At 72.9% G+C, this 20193-nt stretch carries 15 protein-coding genes; 5 read left to right on the forward strand and 10 right to left on the reverse strand.

The features are described from left to right. From GTW40_RS33025 to ptsP, 3 genes are all read left to right on the forward strand, one after another. Window positions 1-283 (forward strand): hypothetical protein (locus GTW40_RS33025; RefSeq protein ID WP_237525392.1); only part of this gene is annotated, 283 nt, incomplete at its 5' end. Between the two features lie 236 nt (window positions 284-519). Next, window positions 520-969 (forward strand): PTS glucose transporter subunit IIA, encoded by a 450-nt coding sequence (locus tag GTW40_RS07645; protein WP_161179394.1) that lies wholly within the window; start codon window positions 520-522, stop codon window positions 967-969. Between the two features lie 76 nt (window positions 970-1045). Continuing rightward, entirely contained in the window at window positions 1046-2716 is a 1671-nt protein-coding gene (gene ptsP, locus GTW40_RS07650; RefSeq protein ID WP_161179395.1) for a phosphoenolpyruvate--protein phosphotransferase, read from the forward strand. A 75-nt stretch (window positions 2717-2791) separates the two neighbouring features. On the opposite strand, the gene GTW40_RS07655 is transcribed toward ptsP, so the two are convergent. After that, window positions 2792-3679: a hypothetical protein gene (locus tag GTW40_RS07655; RefSeq protein WP_161179396.1), complete on the reverse strand. Its 888-nt coding sequence runs from the start codon at window positions 3677-3679 to the stop codon at window positions 2792-2794. Between the two features lie 90 nt (window positions 3680-3769). After that, window positions 3770-5737: an acetoacetate--CoA ligase gene (locus tag GTW40_RS07660; RefSeq protein WP_161179397.1), complete on the reverse strand. Its 1968-nt coding sequence runs from the start codon at window positions 5735-5737 to the stop codon at window positions 3770-3772. Between the two features lie 210 nt (window positions 5738-5947). On the opposite strand from GTW40_RS07660, the gene GTW40_RS07665 reads away from it, so the two are divergent. After that, on the forward strand, window positions 5948-8293 hold the full coding sequence (locus tag GTW40_RS07665; RefSeq protein WP_161179398.1) for a TIM-barrel domain-containing protein: 2346 nt from the start codon (window positions 5948-5950) through the stop codon (window positions 8291-8293). Window positions 8294-8326: 33 nt separating this feature from the next. Here the strand turns inward: GTW40_RS07665 and GTW40_RS07670 are convergent, their stop codons facing one another. The 6 genes from GTW40_RS07670 to GTW40_RS07695 form a co-directional block, all read right to left on the reverse strand. Further along, window positions 8327-8863 carry an NUDIX domain-containing protein gene (locus GTW40_RS07670; RefSeq protein WP_161179399.1) on the reverse strand — a complete coding sequence of 179 codons (537 nt, stop codon included), beginning with the start codon at window positions 8861-8863 and terminating at the stop codon, window positions 8327-8329. Window positions 8864-8935: 72 nt separating this feature from the next. Further along, window positions 8936-9541, reverse strand: coding sequence for an ATP/GTP-binding protein (locus GTW40_RS07675; protein WP_161179400.1), 606 nt, complete (start codon window positions 9539-9541; stop codon window positions 8936-8938). After that, window positions 9522-13166: a hydantoinase B/oxoprolinase family protein gene (locus tag GTW40_RS07680; RefSeq protein ID WP_161179401.1), complete on the reverse strand. Its 3645-nt coding sequence runs from the start codon at window positions 13164-13166 to the stop codon at window positions 9522-9524. The genes GTW40_RS07675 and GTW40_RS07680 overlap by 20 nt, the downstream gene beginning before the upstream one ends. A gap of 24 nt (window positions 13167-13190) precedes the next feature. After that, window positions 13191-13586 carry a DUF742 domain-containing protein gene (locus GTW40_RS07685; protein WP_161179402.1) on the reverse strand — a complete coding sequence of 132 codons (396 nt, stop codon included), beginning with the start codon at window positions 13584-13586 and terminating at the stop codon, window positions 13191-13193. Window positions 13587-13595: 9 nt separating this feature from the next. Further along, entirely contained in the window at window positions 13596-14018 is a 423-nt protein-coding gene (locus tag GTW40_RS07690) for a roadblock/LC7 domain-containing protein (RefSeq protein ID WP_161179403.1), read from the reverse strand. Then, entirely contained in the window at window positions 14015-17242 is a 3228-nt protein-coding gene (locus GTW40_RS07695; RefSeq protein ID WP_161179404.1) for a nitrate- and nitrite sensing domain-containing protein, read from the reverse strand. Before GTW40_RS07695 ends, GTW40_RS07690 begins: the two co-directional genes overlap by 4 nt. A 458-nt stretch (window positions 17243-17700) precedes the next feature. Here GTW40_RS07695 and GTW40_RS07700 point away from each other — a divergent pair, with 458 nt between their 5' ends. Next, the gene (locus GTW40_RS07700) at window positions 17701-18264 is read left to right on the forward strand and encodes a hypothetical protein (RefSeq protein ID WP_161179405.1); all 564 of its coding nucleotides are present in this window, start codon (window positions 17701-17703) and stop codon (window positions 18262-18264) included. 6 nt (window positions 18265-18270) lie between these two features. On the opposite strand, the gene GTW40_RS07705 is transcribed toward GTW40_RS07700, so the two are convergent. Together GTW40_RS07705 and GTW40_RS07710 are read right to left on the reverse strand one after the other, a co-directional pair. Next, window positions 18271-19467, reverse strand: coding sequence for an FAD-dependent oxidoreductase (locus GTW40_RS07705; protein WP_202485547.1), 1197 nt, complete (start codon window positions 19465-19467; stop codon window positions 18271-18273). Then, a complete protein-coding gene (locus GTW40_RS07710) occupies window positions 19464-19787 on the reverse strand; it encodes a bifunctional 3-phenylpropionate/cinnamic acid dioxygenase ferredoxin subunit (protein ID WP_018548931.1) in 324 nt (107 codons plus the stop codon). The genes GTW40_RS07705 and GTW40_RS07710 overlap by 4 nt, the downstream gene beginning before the upstream one ends. Between the last annotated feature and the right edge of the window lie 406 nt (window positions 19788-20193).

Consider the following 20193-nt stretch of genomic DNA (forward strand, 5'->3'; position numbering starts at 1 on the left):
GGAGACGGGGTATCAACTAAATCTGGCGTTGATTTTTGGCACGCTGTTGAGTTCTCAAGGAACGGTCGCTTCCTTTGTACTCACCCTCTCGGGCTTTCCTCCGGGCTTCCCTTCGGTGTTTCCGACTCTATCAGACCGTTTCCGTTCCGATTTCCTCGGTGCTTTCCAGGTTCTCGCTTTCGCGTTTCCCTTTCCGGCGATCCAAACTCTACCAGGGCTTTCCCGGCCCTCTGAACCATCGTTTTCGCAGACATGCGAAAGGCGATCCAGGGATAGGATCTGAAGAGTTTGGGTGCTGCCACCGGAGGCGCACTTTCGTGCCGCCCCCTCTTGGGCAGGACGACGACAATACACAAGTCTCGGCGGCAGCGCAAACCCCCACTGTTGGTGGTCTAGACCACTACCTGGTAGCTTCTCCGCAGAACTGCGACTACAACTGGCATACGCTGCTGCTCAGTGCGCTGTCCGGGACAGGCGGTGACGGCGCGTATGCACCCCCACTCCTATGGGAGGCCACCCATGACCACCGTGACGTCCCCGCTCGCCGGACGCGCCATCGGACTGGCCGACGTGCCCGATCCGGTCTTCGCCGGGGCCATGGTCGGCCCGGGCACCGCCATCGACCCCGTGCGGGAGCCCTCCGAGGCCGTCTCGCCCGTTGACGGCGTCATCGTCTCCCTTCACCCGCACGCGTTCGTCGTGGTGGACGACGAGGGGCACGGCGTGCTCGTCCACCTCGGTATCGACACCGTCCAGCTGAACGGCGAGGGCTTCGAGCTGCTCGTGAACAAGGGGGACAGGGTGAAGCGCGGCCAGAGCGTCGTGCGCTGGAACCCCGCCTCCGTGGAGGCCGCCGGCAAGTCCCCCATCTGCCCGGTCGTGGCGCTGGAGGCGACGGCCGAGTCCCTCTCCGAGGTGGTCGAGAGCGGCCAGGTGCAGGCGGGCGACAGCCTCTTCTCCTGGTCCTGACCACATCTGCCGTCTGACGGCGTACACGTAAACCAACTCGGCGGCGGGGGCCGCCGTACTAAGCGGAGACGGTGAGATGGAGACAACGCTGCGGGGCGTCGGTGTCAGCCACGGTGTGGCGATCGGCGAGGTCAGGCACATGGGTACGGCGGTGCTGGAGCCGCCGGCCAAGCAGATCGCGGCCGAGGAGGCGGAGCGCGAGCAGGCTCGCGCGCGCCAGGCCGTGGACGCGGTGGCGGCCGACCTGGTGGCACGCGGCAATCTGGCCGGGGGCGAGGCCCAGGCCGTGCTTGAGGCTCAGTCCCTCATGGCACAGGACCCCGAGCTGATGGCGGACGTGGACCGGCGGATCAACGGGGGCAGCACGGCCGAGCGCGCGGTGTACGACGCGTTCGCCGCGTACCGCGAGCTGCTGGCCGCCGCCGGGGAGTATCTGGCCGGGCGGGTGGCCGACCTCGACGACGTGCGCAACCGGATCGTGGCGCGGCTGCTCGGTGTGCCGATGCCGGGTGTGCCGGACAGCGACGAGCCCTATGTACTGGTGGCCCGGGATCTGGCTCCGGCGGACACGGCGCTGCTCGACCCCGCGCTGGTGCTCGGTTTCGTGACCGAGGAGGGCGGGCCGACCAGCCACAGCGCGATCCTGGCCCGGGCGCTCGGTGTGCCTGCCGTGGTGGCGCTGCCGGGCGCGGGCGACCTGGCCGAGGGCGCGCTGGTCGCGGTGGACGGCAGCACGGGTGACGTGTTCGTGAACCCGGGTGAGGAGACGAAGACGCGGCTGAAGGCCGCCGCGGCCGCGCGCGTGGCCGCGCTGTCCTCCGTCAGTGGCCCGGGTGCCACGGCCGACGGGCACAAGGTGCCGCTGCTCGCGAACGTCGGCGGTCCGGCGGACGTGCCCGCGGCCGTGGAGGCCGGGGCCGAGGGTGTGGGTCTGTTCCGCACCGAGTTCCTGTTCCTGGACGACAGCAAGAACGCACCGACCGAGAAGAAGCAGGTCGAGGCGTACCGCCAGGTGCTTGAGGCGTTCCCCGAGGGCCGTGTCGTCGTGCGCGTACTGGACGCGGGTGCGGACAAGCCGTTGGACTTCCTCACCCCCGCCGACGAGCCCAACCCGGCGCTCGGCGTGCGTGGTCTGCGCACGCTCCTCGACCACCCCGAGATCCTGCGCACGCAGCTGACCGCGCTGGCGAAGGCCGCCGAGGGGCTGCCGGTGCGGCTCGAGGTCATGGCGCCGATGGTGGCGGACCGGGCGGACGCCAAGGCGTTCGCGGACGCCTGCCGTGAGGCGGGGCTGAACGCGAAGTACGGCGCGATGGTGGAGATCCCCTCGGCCGCGCTGCGGGCGCGCTCGATCCTCGCGGAGGTCGAGTTCCTGTCGCTGGGCACGAACGACCTGGCGCAGTACACGTTCGCCGCCGACCGGCAGGTGGGCGCGGTGTCGCGGCTCCAGGACCCGTGGCAGCCCGCGCTGCTCGACCTGGTCGCGCTGTCCGCGGAGGCGGCGAAGGCCGAGGGCAAGAGCTGCGGTGTGTGCGGTGAGGCCGCGTCCGATCCGCTGCTGGCGTGTGTGCTGACGGGTCTGGGTGTCACCTCTCTCTCGATGGGTGCGGCGTCCATTCCTTATGTGCGGGCGACGCTGGCGCAGTACACGCTGGAGCAGTGCGAGCGTGCCGCGGCCGCCGCGCGGGCGACGGACAGTGCCGACGAGGCGCGTGCCGCGGCGCAGGCCGTGCTGTCCGGCGAGTAGTACGGACCGGTTCTCCGGCGCAGGGGCGTCCCGCCTTCGGGTGGGGCGCCCCTCGGTGTTTCCCGAACACGTTGATCAGTGCCGGTGGTCGGGGTTCTCCTCTCCCAGATCGGGGGCCGCGCAGTAGTCGACGCCGGATTCTGGGGCGACGAGGTCGCCGGATTCGGCGTCGGTGCAGTAGGCGTCGAAGACCTCGGCCGCGGTGAGGGGTTCGAGTGCGCCCGCGCGGATGCGCCAACCGTGGACGCGGTCGGGGCGGTCGGGGGCGGTGGTGCGCATGACGAGGCCGCCGGGGCTGCGGGTGGCGAGGCCGAGGGCGAGGACGCTGGTGAATTCGATGGCCTCGGCCTGGTCGGGTTCGGCGGGGCCGGTGTCCTGCTGGTCGGCGTGGAGTACGGCGATCAGGGTTTCGGGTGGGCCGGAGACGCTGCACACGAGGTGCTGGTCACCGGGTGGCGCGGCTTCGAGGACGCGGGCGAGGAGTGCGGCGGCACGGATGAAGGCGGCGCGGCCGATGTCCTCGCCGCAGGTGGGGCAGGGTCCCAGCCGGGTGAGCAGGGTGGTGGCGTACTCCCAGGTGGCCTGGCGGACCGCCGCGTCGACGAGGGCGGGCAGGAGGGTGGTGAGGGGCTGGCCCTCGTAGGCGAGGGTGGGGCCGAGGGCCGCGAGTTCGGCGGTGAAGCGGCCCCGGCTGGCCGGGGCTCCGGGATCGAGGCCGTTGGCCGTGCAGTACTCGGCGTACTCCTCGGGGTCGAAGAGGGCGAGTGTGGTGTGGCTGCCTTGTGCGGTGCGGGACTTGAGGACGGCTTCCAGGTTCCGGAGGTAGGACGGGTGGTCGTCGAAGGGGAAGGTGGCGTGGCGCCGCATGGTGTGGAAGTCGTGGGCGTCGGTGAGCAGGCCGACGGTGCCGGCGATCTCGCGGTGCAGGGCGCGGCGCTGGGTCCGCTGGTCGGTGTGTGTCATGTGGTGCCCCCGTGATGCTCGGTGGATCAATGCTCACTCACCGTAGCCGGGGGCACTGACAATGGGGGCCGACCAGCGGATCCACGCAGGTCAGGGGCGCTTGCGGGCCAGTTCCTCGTAGAAGTGGAGGAGGGTGAGGTCGTCGATGGAGCCGGGGTTGACCGCCTTCTCCAGCGGGGTGCCCTGGAGGAGGCGTTTGACGGGGACCTCGATGCGCTTGCCGGTGAGGGTGTGGGGGACGCCGGGGACTTCGATGATCTCGTCGGGGACGTGGCGGGGCGAGAGCTGTTCGCGGATGGCCTTCTTGATCCGGTCGCGGAGGGAGTCGTCCAGGACGGTGTCGGGGGCGAGGTGGACGAAGAGGGGCATCCAGTAGCCACCGTCGGGCTGTTCGACGCCGATGACCAGGGATTCCTTGATCTCGGGGAGGCGCTCGACCACCTCGTAGATGTCGGCGGAGCCCATGCGGACGCCCTGGCGGTTGAGGGTGGAGTCCGAGCGGCCGTGGATGATCACCGAGCCGCGTGAGGTGAGGGTGATCCAGTCGCCGTGGCGCCAGACGCCGGGGTAGGTCTCGAAGTAGCTCTCGCGGTAGCGGCTGCCGTCGGGGTCGTTCCAGAAGCGGATCGGCATGGAGGGCATGGGGTTGGTGACGACCAGTTCGCCGACCTCGTCCACCAGGGGCTTGCCGCTCGCGTCCCAGGACTGGAGGTCGGTGCCGAGGCTGGGCGCCTGGAGTTCGCCGGTGTACACGGGCAGGGTGGGGACGGCTCCGGCGAAGCAGGAGCAGACGTCGGTGCCGCCGCTGACGGAGGCGATCCAGAGGTCGTCGCGGACCTCGTCGTGCAGCCAGCGGAAGCCGTCGGGGGGCAGCGGCGAGCCGGTGGTGGCGACGCACTGGACCGTGGAGAGGTCGAAGTCGCGCGCCGGGTGCACGCCGGCCTTGCGGCACGCCATGACGTACGCCGCCGAGGTGCCGTAGAGGGTGGTGCCGGTGCGTTCGGCGACGCGCCACTGGGCGCCGGTGTCGGGGTAGCCGGGGCTGCCGTCGTACAGGACGATCGTGGTGCCCGTGAGCAGGCCGGAGACGAGGAAGTTCCACATCATCCAGCCGGTCGAGGTGTACCAGAAGAAACGGTCCTCGGGGCCGAGGTCGCAGTGCAGGCCGAGCTGCTTGAGGTGCTCGACGAGGATGCCGCCCTGGGACTGGACGATGGCCTTGGGCAGGCCGGTGGTGCCGGAGGAGTAGAGCACCCACAGGGGGTGGTCGAAGGGGACCTGTTCGAAGACGGGCTCGGTGTCGGTGGCGGTCAGTGCCGACCAGTCGAGGGCGCCCTCGGGGGTGTCGGTGCCGAGGAGCGGGATGTGGACGACCGCGCGCAGGGTGGGCAGTTCGCGACGGAGTTCGGCGACGGTGTCGCGGCGGTCGTGCTCCTTGCCGCCGTAGCGGTAGCCGTCGACGGTGAACAGGACGACGGGTTCGACCTGCTGGAAGCGGTCGAGGACGCTGCGGGCGCCGAAGTCGGGGGCGCAGGAGGTCCATACGGCGCCGACGGCGGCGGTGGCGAGCAGGGCGACGACGGCCTCGGGGATGTTGGGGAGGTAGCCGCTGACGCGGTCGCCGGGGCGTACGCCGAGGTCGCGGAGGTGAGCCGCGAGGGAGCCGACCTGGCGGCGCAGCTCGGACCAGGTGACGGGGCTCGGTTCATGGGTCTCGTCCACGCAGAGCAGGGCCGCGTCGTCCGGGCGGTCGGCGGCGGCGCGCAGGGCGTGTTCGGCGTAGTTGAGGGTGGCGCCGGGGAACCACTGGGCGCCGGGCATGGAGCGGTCGCCGAGCACGCGCGCGTAGGGCGTGCCGAAGCGGACGTCGAACCATTCGGTGACGGCCTGCCAGAAGGATTCCGGTTCGGTGACGGACCACTGGTGCAGGGCGGGGTAGCCGCCGTCGGCGGGGGCTCCGTGGTGGTCGGCGGCCCAGGTCTGGAACCGGGTGATGCGGGCCCGTTCGATCCGTTCGGGATCGGGCTGCCAGAGCGGCTGGGGGTTCGCGGTGGACATGGGGCGGCTCCCGGGCTGTACGCGTCGTTGCGTCTCCTGCGTCCGCGCCGAGGTGTGTGCGGGACGGCTGACAGGGACGATGCCATGTGATCGACTTCAGCACCAGGGCACTCCCCACACAGTCGGGGCCGGTTATATGTGGCCCGGGCCTGGGTGAACGGCAGTTGAACGGCCCGCGTGGGCGGGGCGCTCGGTGACAGGGTGAGCAGCATGGACGGTCGTGACCTGGTGCGTTCGATGAGTGAGGTCGGTTCTGGGCGGGCGGCCCGGACGGTGCGGACGTGGCGGGCCGCCTGGCGCAGGCGGCGTGCCGACGCCGTGGGGCTGCCGCCGCGCGGGGCGGAGCGGGCACGGGTGCCGGGGCAGGTGCGGGAGGCGGTGCCGGAGCCGGGCGGTGGGGTGCTGCGGTTCGAGCGCTCGGAGCTGCGGATCGTGGTGACGGCGGGCGGGGCGGTCTTCTGCGGCTGGGACGGCGCCGGGCCCGAGCCGTCGTACGCGCTGGCCGGGGGCTGTCCCGAGGCCGATCCCCGGGTGGTGCTCGAGCCGGACAAGGACGGCGGCTGGCGGGTGGTGGCCGAGCGGGCGACGGTGGTGGTCTCCCGGCACGGGGCGGTGGAGGTGTGCACGCCGGGCGGGGTGGTGCTGCGGCGGGAGCTGCCGCCGCGCTGGTGGGAGCCGGTGGACGGGGGCGTGGCGCGGTGGACGCTGCGGTCGGAGGTGGCGGCGGACGCGCGGTTCTTCGGACTCGGCGGCCGGGCGGCGGGGCCGCGGCTCGGGGACGGCGCGCACCGGCTGTGGAACTCCGGTCCCGGGCAGGGGGGCGAGCCGCGTACGGCCATGCCGGTGCAGCTGGTGGTGGCGGACGCGGGGGCGCATCTGGTGTTCCACGACACGACGTGGGACGGCACGGTGATCCTGCGGGAGGGCGCGGAGGGCGCCGGGTCGGGGCACGACCGGGCGGGGCGCTGCGAGGTGCGGATGGACGGGGGTCCGCTGCGCTGCTGGGTCGTGGTGGGCACTCCCGCGCGCGTGCTGGGCACGTGGGCGTCGCTGACGGGTGCGGCCGCGCTGCCGCCCGCGTGGGCGCTGGGGCACCATCATGTGCCGGGCCGCTTGAGCGGTGAGGAGGAGCTGCGGCGGCTCGTCGCGGGGTACCGGGAACGGGAACTGCCGCTGGACGCGGTGCAGCTGGGGGTTGGGCAGTACGAGGGCCGCGAGGTGTTCGGCGTGGACGAGGAGCGGTTTCCGAAGCTCGCGGTGGTGGCGGAGGAGCTGGGCCGGGACGGGGTGCGGGTGGTGGCGGAGAGCGGTCCGGCGGTGCGGGCGGTGCCGGGTGGGGCGGTGTTCGAGGCGGGGCGCGTGATGGACGCGTTCGTGCGGGACGGCTCGGGGCGGCCGGTGCGGGGTGAGGTGTGGTGCGGGGAGTCGGTCTTCCCGGACTTCACGCACGCGCGCGTACGCGCGTGGTGGGGCGGTCTGCACCGGGAGCGGCGCGAGCAGGGGTTCGCGGGTGTCTGGCACACCATGGACGCGCCGACGGTGCTGAGCGCCTTCGGTGAGCCGACGTTGCCGCGTTCGGCACGGCACGCGCTGGAGGGGCGCGGGGGTGATCACCGGGAGGCGCACAACGTGTACGGCCTCTCCATGGCGCGTGCCGCGTACGAGGGGCTGCGTGAACTGGCGCCCGGGGAGCGGCCCTTCGTGATGTCCGGGGCCGGGTGGGCGGGGGTGCAGCGCTATGGCGGTGTGTCGGCGGGGGGCGCGGTCGCGGACTGGCCGGGGCTGCGGGCGTCGTTGTCGGAGGTGCTGGGGCTCGGGCTGTGCGGGGTGCCGTTCGCGGGGGTCGACGTGGACGGGGGCGACGGGGGCATGTCGCCGGAGCTGTATCTGCGGTCGCTGCAACTGGGCGCGTATCTGCCGCTGTTCCGTACGCGCGCGCGTGGGCGCGGTGGGGCCGGGGAGCCGTGGGAGTTCGGTCCGGCGGTGCTGGAGCATGTGCGCGGGGCGCTGGTGGAGCGGCGGCGGCTGCGGCCGTACTTCGTGACGCTGGCGCGGTTGGCGCGGCGGACCGGGGCGCCGTACGCGCGGCCGGTGTGGTGGGGGTCGCCGGAGGACCGGGCGCTGCGGGACTGTGGGGACGCGTTCCTGCTCGGCGACGCGCTTCTGGTGGCGCCGGTGCTGGCTCCGGGGGCGGACCGGCGGGCGGTGCGGCTGCCGCGCGGGCGGTGGTACGACACGGCGACGGAGCGGGTGTACGAGGGCCCGGCGCAGGTCCTGGTGGACGCGCCGCTGTCCCGGATACCCGTGCTCGCGCGCGCGGGCGCGGTGCTGCCGGTGCGGGGCGCGGACGGGGGGACGGAGCTGGAGGTGTGGGCGCCCGCCGAGGGGCGTACGGGTGGCGGTCTCGTGGTGCGGGACGCGGGTGACGGGTGGGAGGAGCCCGCGATCGAGCGGTACGCGGTGCGCCGTCGGGGTGCGGAGGTGGTCGTCACGCTGGAGGGGGAGGACGGCTCGGCGGAACCGTCCTGCCCGGTGCGGATACGGGGCCTGGGGTGAGCCGGTGACAAGACCTGCGATGAGCCTCGCGGGTCAGATGTAGCGGCCCTCGAACCAGGCCCGTGCGGCGAGGGTGTGCAGCGGGAAGGCGAGTTCGTCGGGGGTGCGCAGCAGGTGCCAGCCCTCGGTCTCGTCGGTCGCGGCGGAGGCGGGGAGTTCTTCGGTGGGGCGTTCCGGCAGGAGACCGAAGAGGAGGAGGTGGCCGTCGGGTGCGCTCATGGCGTCCATGAGCCGCACGTCGCGGGCCTCCGCCTCGATGCCGGTCTCCTCCCTGAGCTCGCGGACGAGGGCGTGCTTCCAGTCCTCGCGGTCGTCGACGTAGCCGCCGGGCAGGGCGATGCCGCCGCGCCGGGGGCCGACGGTGCGGGTGATGACGACCAGGGCGGTGCCCTGGGTGTCGTAGACGGGCTGGAGCGCGACGGCCACGGGCAGCGGGTTGCGGTAGGCGACGGTGCCGCAGGCCGGGCAGGTGCGCGGCCAGCCGGTGATGCTCTCCCCGTAGGGGGCTCCGCAGCTCGAACAGTGCGAGCCCGGCGCGGAGTTGACAGGTGAGTGCTGGGATTCGGACACGCGCGGACTGTATCCGATCAGGGGTGGCGCGTCCTCTGTCGTCGGGGGTTCATGGTGGGCGCCTGAGCGCGGTCAGCCGGTGACGGTGCGGCGGCGTTCGGCGGCCCGGTCCATGGCGTGCCGTACGACCCCGATGAGGACATCCTTGACCGACTCCCGGTCGCGGGCGTCGCACAGCAGCAGCGGCACATGGGGGTCGAGGTCGAGGGCCTGGCGGACCGTCTCCGCCGGGTAACGGTCGGCGCCCTCGAAGCAGTTGACGGCGACGACGAAGGGGATCGCGCGCCGCTCGAAGTAGTCGACGGCGGCGAAGCAGTCCTCCAGGCGGCGGGTGTCGGCGAGGACGACCGCGCCGAGCGCGCCCTCGGACAGCTCGTCCCACATGAACCAGAACCGCTCCTGGCCCGGCGTGCCAAACAGGTAGAGCACCAGATCGGCCCGCAGGGTGATGCGGCCGAAGTCCATGGCGACCGTGGTGGTGTGCTTGCCCTCGATCCCGCTGAGGTCGTCCACGGGACGCCCCGCCTCGGTGAGGAGCTCCTCGGTGCGCAGCGGGCGTATCTCGCTGACCGCGCCGACCAGGGTGGTCTTGCCGACGCCGAAGCCGCCCGCCACCAGGATCTTGAGCGTGACGGGCTCGACCGGGGGCTTGGCGCGTTCAGGTCGTCTGAAGACCATCGGTCTCTTCTCCTGCTCGGTGGTGGTCGGGGGACGGCGGGCCGTAGCCGCCGCCACCGGGGGTTTCGATGACGAGGACGTCGCCGGGTCCGACCTCGGCCGAGCCGCTGCCGCCCAGGTCGGTCACGGTGCCGTCGGTGTGCTCCACCCGGTTGGCGCCGAGCGCGCCGGGGGCGCCGCCCGCCATGCCGTAGGGCGGGACGCGGCGGTGCTGGGAGAGCGTGGAGACGGTCATGGGCTCCAGGAAGCGGACACGGCGCACCACGCCGTCACCGCCGCGCTCCCGGCCCGCGCCGCCGCTCCCCCGCCGTACGGCGAACTCCTCCAGGCGGACCGGGAGGCGCCACTCCAGGATCTCGGGGTCGGTGAGCCGCGAGTTGGTCATGTGGGTCTGTACGGCGTCGGCGCCCGGGTAGCCGGGTCCGGCGCCGGAGCCCGAGGCGATCGTCTCGTAGTACTGGTGGCGTTCGTTGCCGAAGGTGACGTTGTTCATGGTGCCCGAGCCCTCGGCCTGGACGCCGAGCGCGGCGTAGAGGGCGCCGGTGATGGCCTGGGAGGTCTCGACGTTCCCGGCGACGACGGCGGCGGGCGGCTCGGGCGCGAGCATCGAGCCGGGCGGTACGACGATGTCCAGGGGGCGCAGACAGCCGTCGTTGAGCGGGATGTCGTCCGCGACCAGGGTGCGGAAGACGTAGAGGACGGCGGCGTGCACGACCGAGGTGGGGGCGTTGAAGTTGGTGCCGAGCTGGGGTGAGGTGCCGGTGAAGTCGATGGTGGCGCGGCGCTCGGCGCGGTCCACGCGCACACGTACGCGGATGACGGCGCCCGAGTCGGTCTCGTAGGCGTACTCGCCGTCGTCCAGGGCGTCGATGACGCGGCGGACCGCTTCCTCGGCGTTGTCCTGGACGTGCCGCATGTACGCCTGGACGACGTCGAGGCCGAACTCCTCGATCATCCGGCGGACTTCGTCGACGCCCTTCTGGTTGGCGGCGATCTGGGCGCGCAGGTCGGCGAGGTTGGTGCGGACGTTGCGGCTGGGGTACGGCGCCTCGGTGAGCAGGCGGCGGGTCTCCTCCTCGCGCAGGCGGCCGTTCGCGGTGAGGGGCCAGTTGTCGAAGAGGACGCCCTCCTCGTCGATGGTGCGGCTGTGGGCGGGCATGGAGCCGGGGGCGATGCCGCCGATCTCGGCGTGGTGGCCGCGTGAGGCGACGTAGAAGAGGACGGTGGGCTCACCCCGCGTGGCGGTCGCGCCGTCCGTGCCGAAGACCGGGGTGATCACGGTGACGTCGGGGAGGTGGGTGCCGCCGTGGTACGGGTCGTTGACGGCGTAGGTGTCGCCCGGGCGCATGGCGGGGCCCCGGCGGCGGACGACCTCCTTGACGGCGGTGCCCATGGAGCCCAGGTGGACGGGGATGTGAGGGGCGTTGGCCACCAGGTTTCCGTCCGGGTCGAACAGGGCGCAGGAGAAGTCCAGGCGTTCCTTGATGTTGACCGACTGGGCCGTGGATTCGAGCCGGGCGCCCATCTGTTCCGCGATCGACATGAAGAGGTTGTTGAAGACCTCCAGCAACACGGGATCAACTTCTGTGTCCGGTCGGGAACTCTGTGTGACGGCCGTCCGTTCCATGACCAGATGTCCGTCGTCGTTCGCCGCGGCCCGCCAGCCGTCGTCGACCACGGTGGTGGACCCGGCCTCGGTGATGACCGCTGGGCCGGTGACGGTCTCGCCGGGAGGAAGGGCCTCGCGGCGGTGCAGGGGTACGTCGCGCCAGGTTCCGCCGGTGTGGAGGCGGGCGGTGGCGGGTGCGGCGGGGTGGCCCTCGTAGGGAGCGAGGGCGGAGAGATCGGGGGGCGGGGTGAGGCCGGTGGCTTCGACGGAGAGGGATTCGACGACGACGGGGCGGTCCAGGGTGAAGGAGTACGTGGCGCGATGACGTTCCTCGAAGGCGTGCCGCATCGTGTCGGGGTCGGTCAGCTCGACGGTCAGGGCGGTGTCGGTGCCGTCGTAGCGCAACTGGGCGCGGCGGATGGTCTCGACGCGGTCGTCCGGGACGTGCTCGGCGCGCAGTTCGGCGCGGGCGGCTTGCTCCAACTCGTCTGCCGTCCGGAGCACTTCGGGCATCGCCTCGTCCGTCAGGGGTGTCTCGACGGACTGTTCGCGCATGGCCGTGGTGTCGGCCAGACCGATGCCGAGCGCGGAGAGGAGGCCCGCCATGGGCGGCACGAGGACGGTGCGGATGCCGAGGGCGTCCGCGACCCGGCAGGCGTGCTGCCCGCCCGCGCCGCCGAAGGTGGTCAGCGCGTAGCGGGTGACGTCGTGGCCCTGCTGGACGGAGATCCGCTTCACGGCGTTGGCGATGTTCGCGACGGCGATCCGCAGATAGCCCTCGGCCACGTCCTCCGGGGTGCGGTCGTCGCCGGTGCGCTCGCGGATCTCGGCGGCGAGTCCGGTGAAGCGGTCGCGGACCAGGTCCGCGTCCAGGGGCTGGTCGCCGTCGGGGCCGAAGACCGCCGGGAAGTGGGCGGGCTGGACGCGGCCGAGCATGACGTTGGCGTCGGTGACGGTGAGGGGGCCGCCCGCGCGGTAGGAGGCGGGGCCGGGTTCGGCGCCGGCCGAGTCGGGGCCGACGCGGTAGCGGGAGCCGTCGAAGTGCAGCACCGAGCCGCCGCCCGCCGCCACGGTGTGGATGTCGAGCATGGGGGCGCGCAGCCGGACGCCCGCGATCCGGGTGGTGAGGACCCGTTCGTACTCCCCCGCGTAGTGCGAGACGTCGGTGGAGGTGCCGCCCATGTCGAAGCCGATGACACGGTCGAACCCGGCGAGGCGCGACATCCGCGCCATGCCGACGATGCCGCCGGCCGGGCCGGACAGGATCGCGTCCTTGCCGCGGAACCGGTGCGCCTCGGTGAGGCCGCCGTTGGACTGCATGAACATCAGCCGTACGTCGCGCAGTTCGTCCGCGACATGGCGGACGTAGCGGTGCAGCACGGGCGAGAGGTAGGCGTCGACCACGGCGGTGTCGCCGCGCGGGACGAGCTTCATGAGCGGGCTGACCTCGCTGGACAGCGAGATCTGCGGGAAGCCGATGCGCGCGGCGAGTTCACCGACGGCCTGCTCGTGGCCGGGGTGCAGATGGCTGTGGAGGCAGACGACGGCGACGGCGCGGATGCCGTCGTCGTGGGCGCGGCGCAGCTCCCGTTCGAGCGCGTCCAGGTCGGGTGCGCGCAGCACCGTGCCGTCGGCGGCGATCCGCTCGTCCACCTCCAGTACGCGCGCGTAGAGCTGCTCGGGCAGTTCGATGCGGCGGGCGAAGATGCGGGGGCGGTCCTGGTAGGCGATGCGCAGGGCGTCGCCGAAGCCGCGCGTGATCACCAGGAGGGTGCGTTCCCCCTTGCGTTCCAGCAGGGCGTTGGTGGCCACGGTGGTGCCCATGCGCACGGAGTCGACGGGCTCCATGGAGTCGCCGAGCAGCTCGCGGACCCCGGCGACGGCCGCGTCGGCGTACCGCGCCGGGTTGTCCGAGAGCAGTTTGCGGGTGACCAGGGTGCCGTCGGGGCGGCGCGCCACGATGTCGGTGAAGGTGCCGCCCCGGTCGATCCAGAACTGCCAGCCCGTTCCTGCCATGTCACCACCCCGCTGTCGCGCCGGTCACAGGGCCCGGAGGCCGTCGATCACGTCGCGCAGGATACCTTCGTCCGGCAGTTCCGCCGGGGGTACCGGACGCGTCACATGGACGAATCGCGCGTGCACAAGGTCGCCGATGAACACGCGGACCACGCCGACGGGCAGGTCGAGCCCGGCGGCGAGTTCGGCGACCGACTGCGGGGTGTCGCGGCAGAGTCCGACGATCTCCACGTGCTCGGGGGCCAGTTCCGGGTCCGTCTCCGGGTCGGCCGCGTCGAGCTCTGTCACGACGACCGCGATCAGGTCGAGGAACTCCTCGGTGCCGCTCGTGGTGCGGCCGCGCGTCATGGCGTACGGACGGACGACGGGACCGGCCTCGTCGTCGAACCAGTGACGGCTCCCCTGGCCCTTACGGCTCATGCGCTGCGACTACCCGCCCGCGCGCGGGGCGCTGCTCAGGTGGACGCCGACCCGCTTGACGAGCAGCGTCATCTCGTAGGCGACCTGGCCGACGTCGGAGTCGGAGTCGGCCAGGACGGCGAGGCAGCTGCCGTCGCCCGCGGCGGTGACGAACAGGAAGGCGTCGTCCAGTTCGACCACGGTCTGGCGGACGCTGCCCGCGTCGAAGTGGCGGCCGACTCCCTTGGCGAGGCTGTGGAAGCCGGAGGCCACGGCGGCCAGGTGCTCGCCGTCCTCCCGGGTGAGGTCCTTGGACACGCCGGTGGCGAGGCCGTCGCCGGAGAGCACGACGGCCTTGCGGATGCTGGCGACGCGGTCGACGAGTTCGTCCAGGAGCCAGTTCAGCTCCTTCTTCACGGTCTCCGAGTGGCCGATCGTCTTCGGTGCGGTCATCGACCGTCTCCCTTGGTCGTTCCTGGTGCTGTGCCGTGGCGGGCGTCGTCGCCCGCCGCGTTCTCCTCGCGGCCGCGCTCCCAGCCGCGCTGCAGCGCGGCCATGCGGGTGCGGACCTCGTCGGCGTCCCGCGGGGTGGGTTCCGCCGGTCGCGCGGTCGGCTTCCGGCGGGAGTCCTGCTTCAACTGCGGTGCCAGGTTGGCCTGGCGGACCCGCCTGGGGAGGGGGGTGATCGATCCCCCGGCGGGTGTGGGGCCGGGGCTCGGGGTGTCCTCGTGGGTGCCCGTCGCGGTGCGGGGGCGCCGGGGGAGGTCCTGGTCCTCGGACGGAGAGGTCCAGGGGGTCACCGGCCGGGGTGGCACGGGGGTGTCGGCCTGGCCCGGCGGAATGGTCGGGCCGTCGATGTCGGCCGGGTCGCCGCGCCCGACGGTGTCCCGCGACCAGGCCGAGCCGGTGGCGGGTGTGGGGCCGAGGACGCCCATCGGGTCGGTGAAGCCCGTCGGGCCGGTGGGGTGGGCCGGGCCGTCGGGGCCGGGCATGTCCCAGGCGTCGGTGAAATCCGTCCGGCCCATGAAGGGGGTGGAGTCGGCGGAGTACGTCGCGTCGTCGGGGCCGAGCACACCCATCGGGTCGGTGAAGCCGGTCGGGGCGACGGGGCCGGACAGGCCCGCCGGGCCATGGAAGCGGCCGGAGCCGAAAGGCTCGGTGTCGCCGGAGACGTGGGTGGAGCCGGAGGGGTCGGCGGGGCCCGCCTGGCCGGTCAGGCCCGCGCGGCCCGAGGGGCCGGTCGAGCCGTCCCGGTCCGTCAGACCCGTACGGCCCGAGGGACCAGTCGAGCCGTCCCGGTCCGTCAGACCCGTACGGCCCGAGAGGTCGGCGGAGCGGAGCGAATCGAGCAGGTCCGCGAGACCCGCGGATCCCACCGCGTCCACCGGATCCTCGCGGCCCGGGCGACCGGCACTCCCCGCCGTATCGTCCCGGTCCGTGCGGCGCGAAGGGCCGGACGGGCTCGCGGAGCCGGACGCGTCGGCGGTGTCCGCCGGCCCCGTGGGCACGTCCTCCTCGGTGTCCCGGGGCTTGCGGTGGCGGGTCGGGAGCGGGGGCGGGGTGTGTGAGGGCAGGGCGGGTTCGGGGTCCAGGTCCGGGTCCGGGGTGGGGACGTAGCCGCGGGGGCGGAAGATGGCGCCGCGTTCCGTCTCGGTGTCTCCGATGGCGCCGGGGAAGTCGTCGGGGTCGGACGGCTCGGGAGTGGGGGGTGCCGAGAGCGGGGCCGCCGGGGTCTTCGTCAGGCGGACCGGGTCCAGGCGGATGCCGAGGCCGTTGGTGCCCGGGTCGTCCTCGCTGAGAAGGGCGTCGGGGATGAAGACGACGGCCGTGGTGCCGCCGTAGGGGGACGGCTGGAGGGAGACGCGGACCTTCTGGCGGCGGGCGAGGCGGCTGACCACGAAGAGGCCGAGCCGGTCGGTGTCGGAGAGTTCGAACTCGGGAGTCTCGGCGAGCCGGAGGTTGGCGTCGAGGAGCGTGTCGGCGGTCATGCCGAGGCCCCGGTCGTGGATCTCCAGCGTGAAGCCGCTGCCGACGCGTTCGCCGACGACCTGGACGGCGGTGTGCGGCGGGGAGAACACCGTGGCGTTCTCGAGGAGTTCGGCCACGAGATGGGTGAGGTCGGAGACGGCGGGCCCGGTGACGGCGAGGCTGGGCAGCCGTCGTACCTCGATGCGCTCGTAGTCCTCCACCTCCGCGATGGCGGCGCGTACGACGTCCATCAGGCGGATGGGGCGGCGCCACTGCCGGGAGGGCACGGCGCCGGAGAGGATCACCAGGCCCTCGGCGTGCCGGCGCATCCGGGTGGTGAGGTGGTCCAGGCGGAAGAGGTCCGCGAGTTCGGTGGTGTCCTCGGTGCGGCGCTCCATGGTGTCGAGGAGGGTGAGCTGCTTGTGGAGCAGTACCTGGCTGCGGCGGGCGAGGTTGACGAAGACCTCGGAGACACCGGCGCGCAGCTCGGCCTGCTTGACGGCGGCCTCGACGGCGGCGCGCTGGAGGGTGTTGAGGGCCTGGCCGACCTCGCCGATCTCGGTCTTGTCGTACTCGCGCCGGGGCACCTCGCTCTCCACGTCGACCTGTTCGCCGGTGGTGAGGCGCCGCATCAGGTTGGGCAGCCGGGTGCCGGACGCCTCGTGCGCCTCGCGGCTCAGCTGCCGCAGGTCGCGGATGAGGCGGCGGCCGACGCGTACGGAGAGGACGAGGGAGACGAGGAGGGCGACGAGGCCGAGGACGCCGACCACGGCGGCCTGGGCGATGACGCCGATGGCGACGGGCTGTATCCGGTCGCGGAGGCGGTCGCCCGCCTGCTGGTCCAGCTTGCCGAGTTCGTAGAGGACGCCGCTCGCGGTGGCGTTCCAGTTGGTGGCGGTGACTCCGCGCGGGGTGCCGGAGTCGGTGGCGACGATGTTGCGTTCGGCCACGCGCAGCGGGGCGGTGGCGGCGTTGCCCCAGAAGTGCTCGTAGCGCTCGCGTTCGGCGGCGGGCAGCAGCGGCAGGCTGATGTCGTAGAGCAGGTCGCGCTGGGCCACGAGGTCGGAGATCTGCCGGGTCTCGGCGCGGGTGAAGCGGCCGACGACCAGCGAGGAGGCGAGCAGGGCGTCTTCGCGGGAGAGGAGTTCGCGGGCGCGGGTGGTGTTGACGAGGGCGGCCGCCTGCTTGTCCATCTCCACGTCGTCGATGCCGTCGACGGCGACGATCAGGGCGTAGCAGGGGTCGACGAGGCGGTCGTAGAGGTCGAGGGCCTCGGCGCGGGTGACGGTGCGTTCCTCGACGCCGCGGCGCAGGGACTCGAGGCCGCCGAGGGCGTCCAGGACGGCGGTGAGGCGTTCGCCGTCCTCGCCGCGTACGGCCGCGCGGGTGTCGCGGTCGCGGGCGTTCGCGTGCAGCCGGGCGACGGCCTTGTCGGTGTCGGTGCGGGCGCGGTGGAGCGCGGTGAGGGCGTCGGCGGCGCGCGGGTCGGCGAGGTAGATCAGGCTCTGGCGGCGTTCGCTCTGCAGAAGGCTGACGGTGTCCTCGGTGGGGTGGCCGACGGCGTCGACCGTGCGGGAGACGCGCAGCATCCGCGTGACCTCGCGTCCGGTCAGCACTGTGGCGAAGCCCCAGACGGCGGTCAGGGACACCAGGGGCACGAGGAGGAGCGCCACGATCTTCCGGCGGATCGATTTCCCGCGAAAGCGCATGGCCTCCCCCAACTCGGCCCGCGCCGGGCGCGGGAGTGTGGATGTCCCGACTCGGAACGGCGCGAGCCTACTACCGCCCCACGCGTAACTCGAAGACGTGTCTGACGCGTGAACTCCCTTGTGAACAAAGGAAGATGGCGAGTTGTCGGGGCATTGCGGGAGATTGCCGCCGCAGCGGGGCGCGGCCATGGGGTGCCGGGGCCGAAATCGCACGGACGGCGGTTGGCCGAAATTTTTCCCGGACCGGGAATCTTCACGGTGTCCCACGCGTCCTTGTCCATGGGGAACGCACGGGGAAGGCTTGGGGAGTCGACGGGGACACGGGGACGGAATCGGCCACAGGAGCCGCGTCCCGCGTCCCGGCGGCGTAAATCAGCGCAAGCCGGGCAGCCACTGGGGAGTCGGAGCTTTCGGGTTCCGGGGCGAGCGGTGTGCCGGCGGTGGGGAGTGACACGGTGATGGGCACGGCGGAGCGGCGCGAGGCGCCCGAGAAGAGCGTGGCGGTGCGCCCGGCGCCCGGGCGGGGCAGAAACGTGCCCGGTCAGGTCGGCGGGACGCGCGGACAGACCCGCGAACACACGCGGGAGTACCCGGCGCGGGAGCGTCCGGGGGCGTACGGCGAGGGCGCGCGGGCCGCGTACCGGCCGCTGTGGGTGGAGGAGCCCGCCCGGCGGCGCCGGCTGCCCGACCCGGTGCGTACGTCGGCGGTGCGGGCGGTGCTGCTGATCTCGGTGACACTGATCCAGGCGATGGTGGCGTTCCTGTGCACGATGGCAGGGTCCTGGCTGGCCTTCCCCATGATGATCAGCAGTGTGGCGAGCACGGTGGTGGCGACCTGGTCGGTGGTCGACGTCTGGGTGACGCGCCAGGTCTGGAACCAGCGGTACGGCGTGGTCTCCGAGCCCAGCAGCACGGCGCGCTCGCTGCGCCGGGAGCGGCGGGCGGCGCGGCGGCGCGAGCGGTCCGCGCGGCGCGACCAGGAGCGGATATCCGGCGGCGCCGGGCGGCTGTCCCACTCGTGACGGCTTTCAGATCGCGGCCGGTTCGGCCTCCTTCTCCTCCCGCTTCTCCTCCCGGCCGAGTTCCCGGCGGACGCGGGTGAACGGCTTCGGCCGGTCCACCGCGAGGACGGCGACGGTGCGGCCGTCGCGTTCGTAGCGGGCCAGGAAGCCGTCCGGGCCGGGCGCGCCGTCGGCGAGGGTGCCCTCCGTGACGCGGACGGTGTCGCCGTCGCGGCGGCTGCCCGCGAACTGCAGCCGGGAGCCGTACTGCTCGGACCAGAAATACGGCACCGGACGGCCGGTCTCGCGGGTGTGCCCGGCGAGCAGACTGGCGACGGCCGTACGGGGCTGGAGTGTCGCGGCGGCCCAGTGCTCGGAGCGGACCCCGTCGACGCGGGCCACGTCACCGACGGCGACCACCTGGGGCAGCGGGGTCGCACCGCCCGCGTCGCAGAGCACGCCGTCTCGCAGGGGCAGGCCGGAGCCCGCGAGCCAGTCGGTGTTCGGGGTCGCGCCGATGCCGGTGACGACGAGGTCGGCGGGGAGCGTGCGACCGTCGGCGAGGTCCACGGCGGTGACCGTGCGGGGGCCGCGCGGAGCGGCGACACCCGTGCCGGTGAGCAGCCGGACCCCGGCCCGGCGGTGCAGTGCCGCGCAGACGGCGGCCATCTCCGGGCCGAGCTGGGGCAGTAGCGGGAGCGGGGCCGCCTCCACGACCGTGACCTCGTGGCCGAGTACGGCGCAGGAGGAGGCGGTCTCGGCGCCGATGAAGCCTCCGCCGATGACGACGACCCGGCGCGGGCCTCCGGTGAGAGCGGTGCGCAGGGCGCGGGCGTCGTCCAGGGTGCGCAGGGTGTGGCAGCCCGCGGGCGTGGGCCCGGGCAGGCGGCGTGCGCGGGCCCCGGTGGCGATGACGACGCCGTCGGTGGTGAGGGTGCGTCCGGTGTGGAGGCGGACGGTACGGGTGCGGGGGTCGAGTCCGGTGGCCCGGAGGCCGAGCAGCCACTCGGCGTCGAGCGCGGTGCGGTCCTCGGCGTCGGTGAGGGCGAGACGGGACTCGTCGGCACGGCCGGTGAGGAAGTCCTTGGACAGGGGCGGGCGGTCGTAGGGGCGGTGGGGTTCGTCGCCGACGATCACCAGTCGGCCGTCGAAGCCCTGGGCGCGCAGTTCCCGGGCGGCGTACAGCCCGGCGAGGGAGGCGCCGACGACGGTCACGGTCCTCATGCGGCGGTGCCCTCCCACGCGGTGAGGTGGACGTGGACGACGCCGTCCTCGACGGTGACGCGGTGGGTGCGCACGGGCCGCCGTGCGGGGAGGCAGGTCGGCTCGCCCGTGCGCAGATCGAAGGAGGCGGCGTGCAGCGGGCATTCGACCAGGCAGCCCTCAAGCCAGCCCTCGGAGAGGGAGGCGTCCTGGTGGGTGCAGGTGTCGTCGATGGCGTACAACTCGCCGTCGTCGGTGCGGAACACGGCGACCGGCGGTGTGGTCGCGATGCGGACGGACTCGCCCTCGGGGAGATCATCGAGGCGGCAGACGGGAATCACGGGCCCCCCTCAACGGAGCACGGAAGCGGAGAGACGGAGCTGAGCCGGAGAAGCCGAACTGGAGCAACTGAGCTGGAACAGCCGAGCAGATACGCCGAGCCGAGCAAACTGATCTGCGGAAACCGGGCTGCGGAAGCCGAACCGGGGAAGCGGTGGAGCGGGGACGGTGCTGCGGAAGCGGTGACGTGAGGACGTGACGTGCCGTCAACACCGGGCGGTCGGAGCCCTTCCGGGATACCGACGCTTCGGTAACATGATGTTTCGCATGGCGCATGTTCCTGCGCTGTGCGCAACAGAATCCGCGCGGGAGGACCGTCGCGTCAAGGGCTTCCCGCAGATGCGGCCCGAACCGGGCCGGTGATGGGGAGAGTTGAGCCATGAGCCGCACGCAGAAGCGGTCCGGCCG

This window comes from Streptomyces sp. SID4985 (assembly GCF_009863025.1).
Classification (GTDB): Bacteria; Actinomycetota; Actinomycetes; order Streptomycetales; family Streptomycetaceae; genus Streptomyces.

Coding starts and splice junctions, on each gene's coding strand:
- GTW40_RS07645 (WP_161179394.1), top strand. CDS start 520: ATGACCACCGTGACGTCCCCGCTCGCCGGACGCGCCATCGGACTGGCC.
- ptsP (WP_161179395.1), top strand. CDS start 1,046: ATGGAGACAACGCTGCGGGGCGTCGGTGTCAGCCACGGTGTGGCGATC.
- GTW40_RS07655 (WP_161179396.1), bottom strand. CDS start 3,679: ATGACACACACCGACCAGCGGACCCAGCGCCGCGCCCTGCACCGCGAG.
- GTW40_RS07660 (WP_161179397.1), bottom strand. CDS start 5,737: ATGTCCACCGCGAACCCCCAGCCGCTCTGGCAGCCCGATCCCGAACGG.
- GTW40_RS07665 (WP_161179398.1), top strand. CDS start 5,948: ATGGACGGTCGTGACCTGGTGCGTTCGATGAGTGAGGTCGGTTCTGGG.
- GTW40_RS07675 (WP_161179400.1), bottom strand. CDS start 9,541: ATGGTCTTCAGACGACCTGAACGCGCCAAGCCCCCGGTCGAGCCCGTC.
- GTW40_RS07680 (WP_161179401.1), bottom strand. CDS start 13,166: ATGGCAGGAACGGGCTGGCAGTTCTGGATCGACCGGGGCGGCACCTTC.
- GTW40_RS07685 (WP_161179402.1), bottom strand. CDS start 13,586: ATGAGCCGTAAGGGCCAGGGGAGCCGTCACTGGTTCGACGACGAGGCC.
- GTW40_RS07690 (WP_161179403.1), bottom strand. CDS start 14,018: ATGACCGCACCGAAGACGATCGGCCACTCGGAGACCGTGAAGAAGGAG.
- GTW40_RS07695 (WP_161179404.1), bottom strand. CDS start 17,242: ATGCGCTTTCGCGGGAAATCGATCCGCCGGAAGATCGTGGCGCTCCTC.
- GTW40_RS07700 (WP_161179405.1), top strand. CDS start 17,701: ATGGGCACGGCGGAGCGGCGCGAGGCGCCCGAGAAGAGCGTGGCGGTG.
- GTW40_RS07705 (WP_202485547.1), bottom strand. CDS start 19,467: ATGAGGACCGTGACCGTCGTCGGCGCCTCCCTCGCCGGGCTGTACGCC.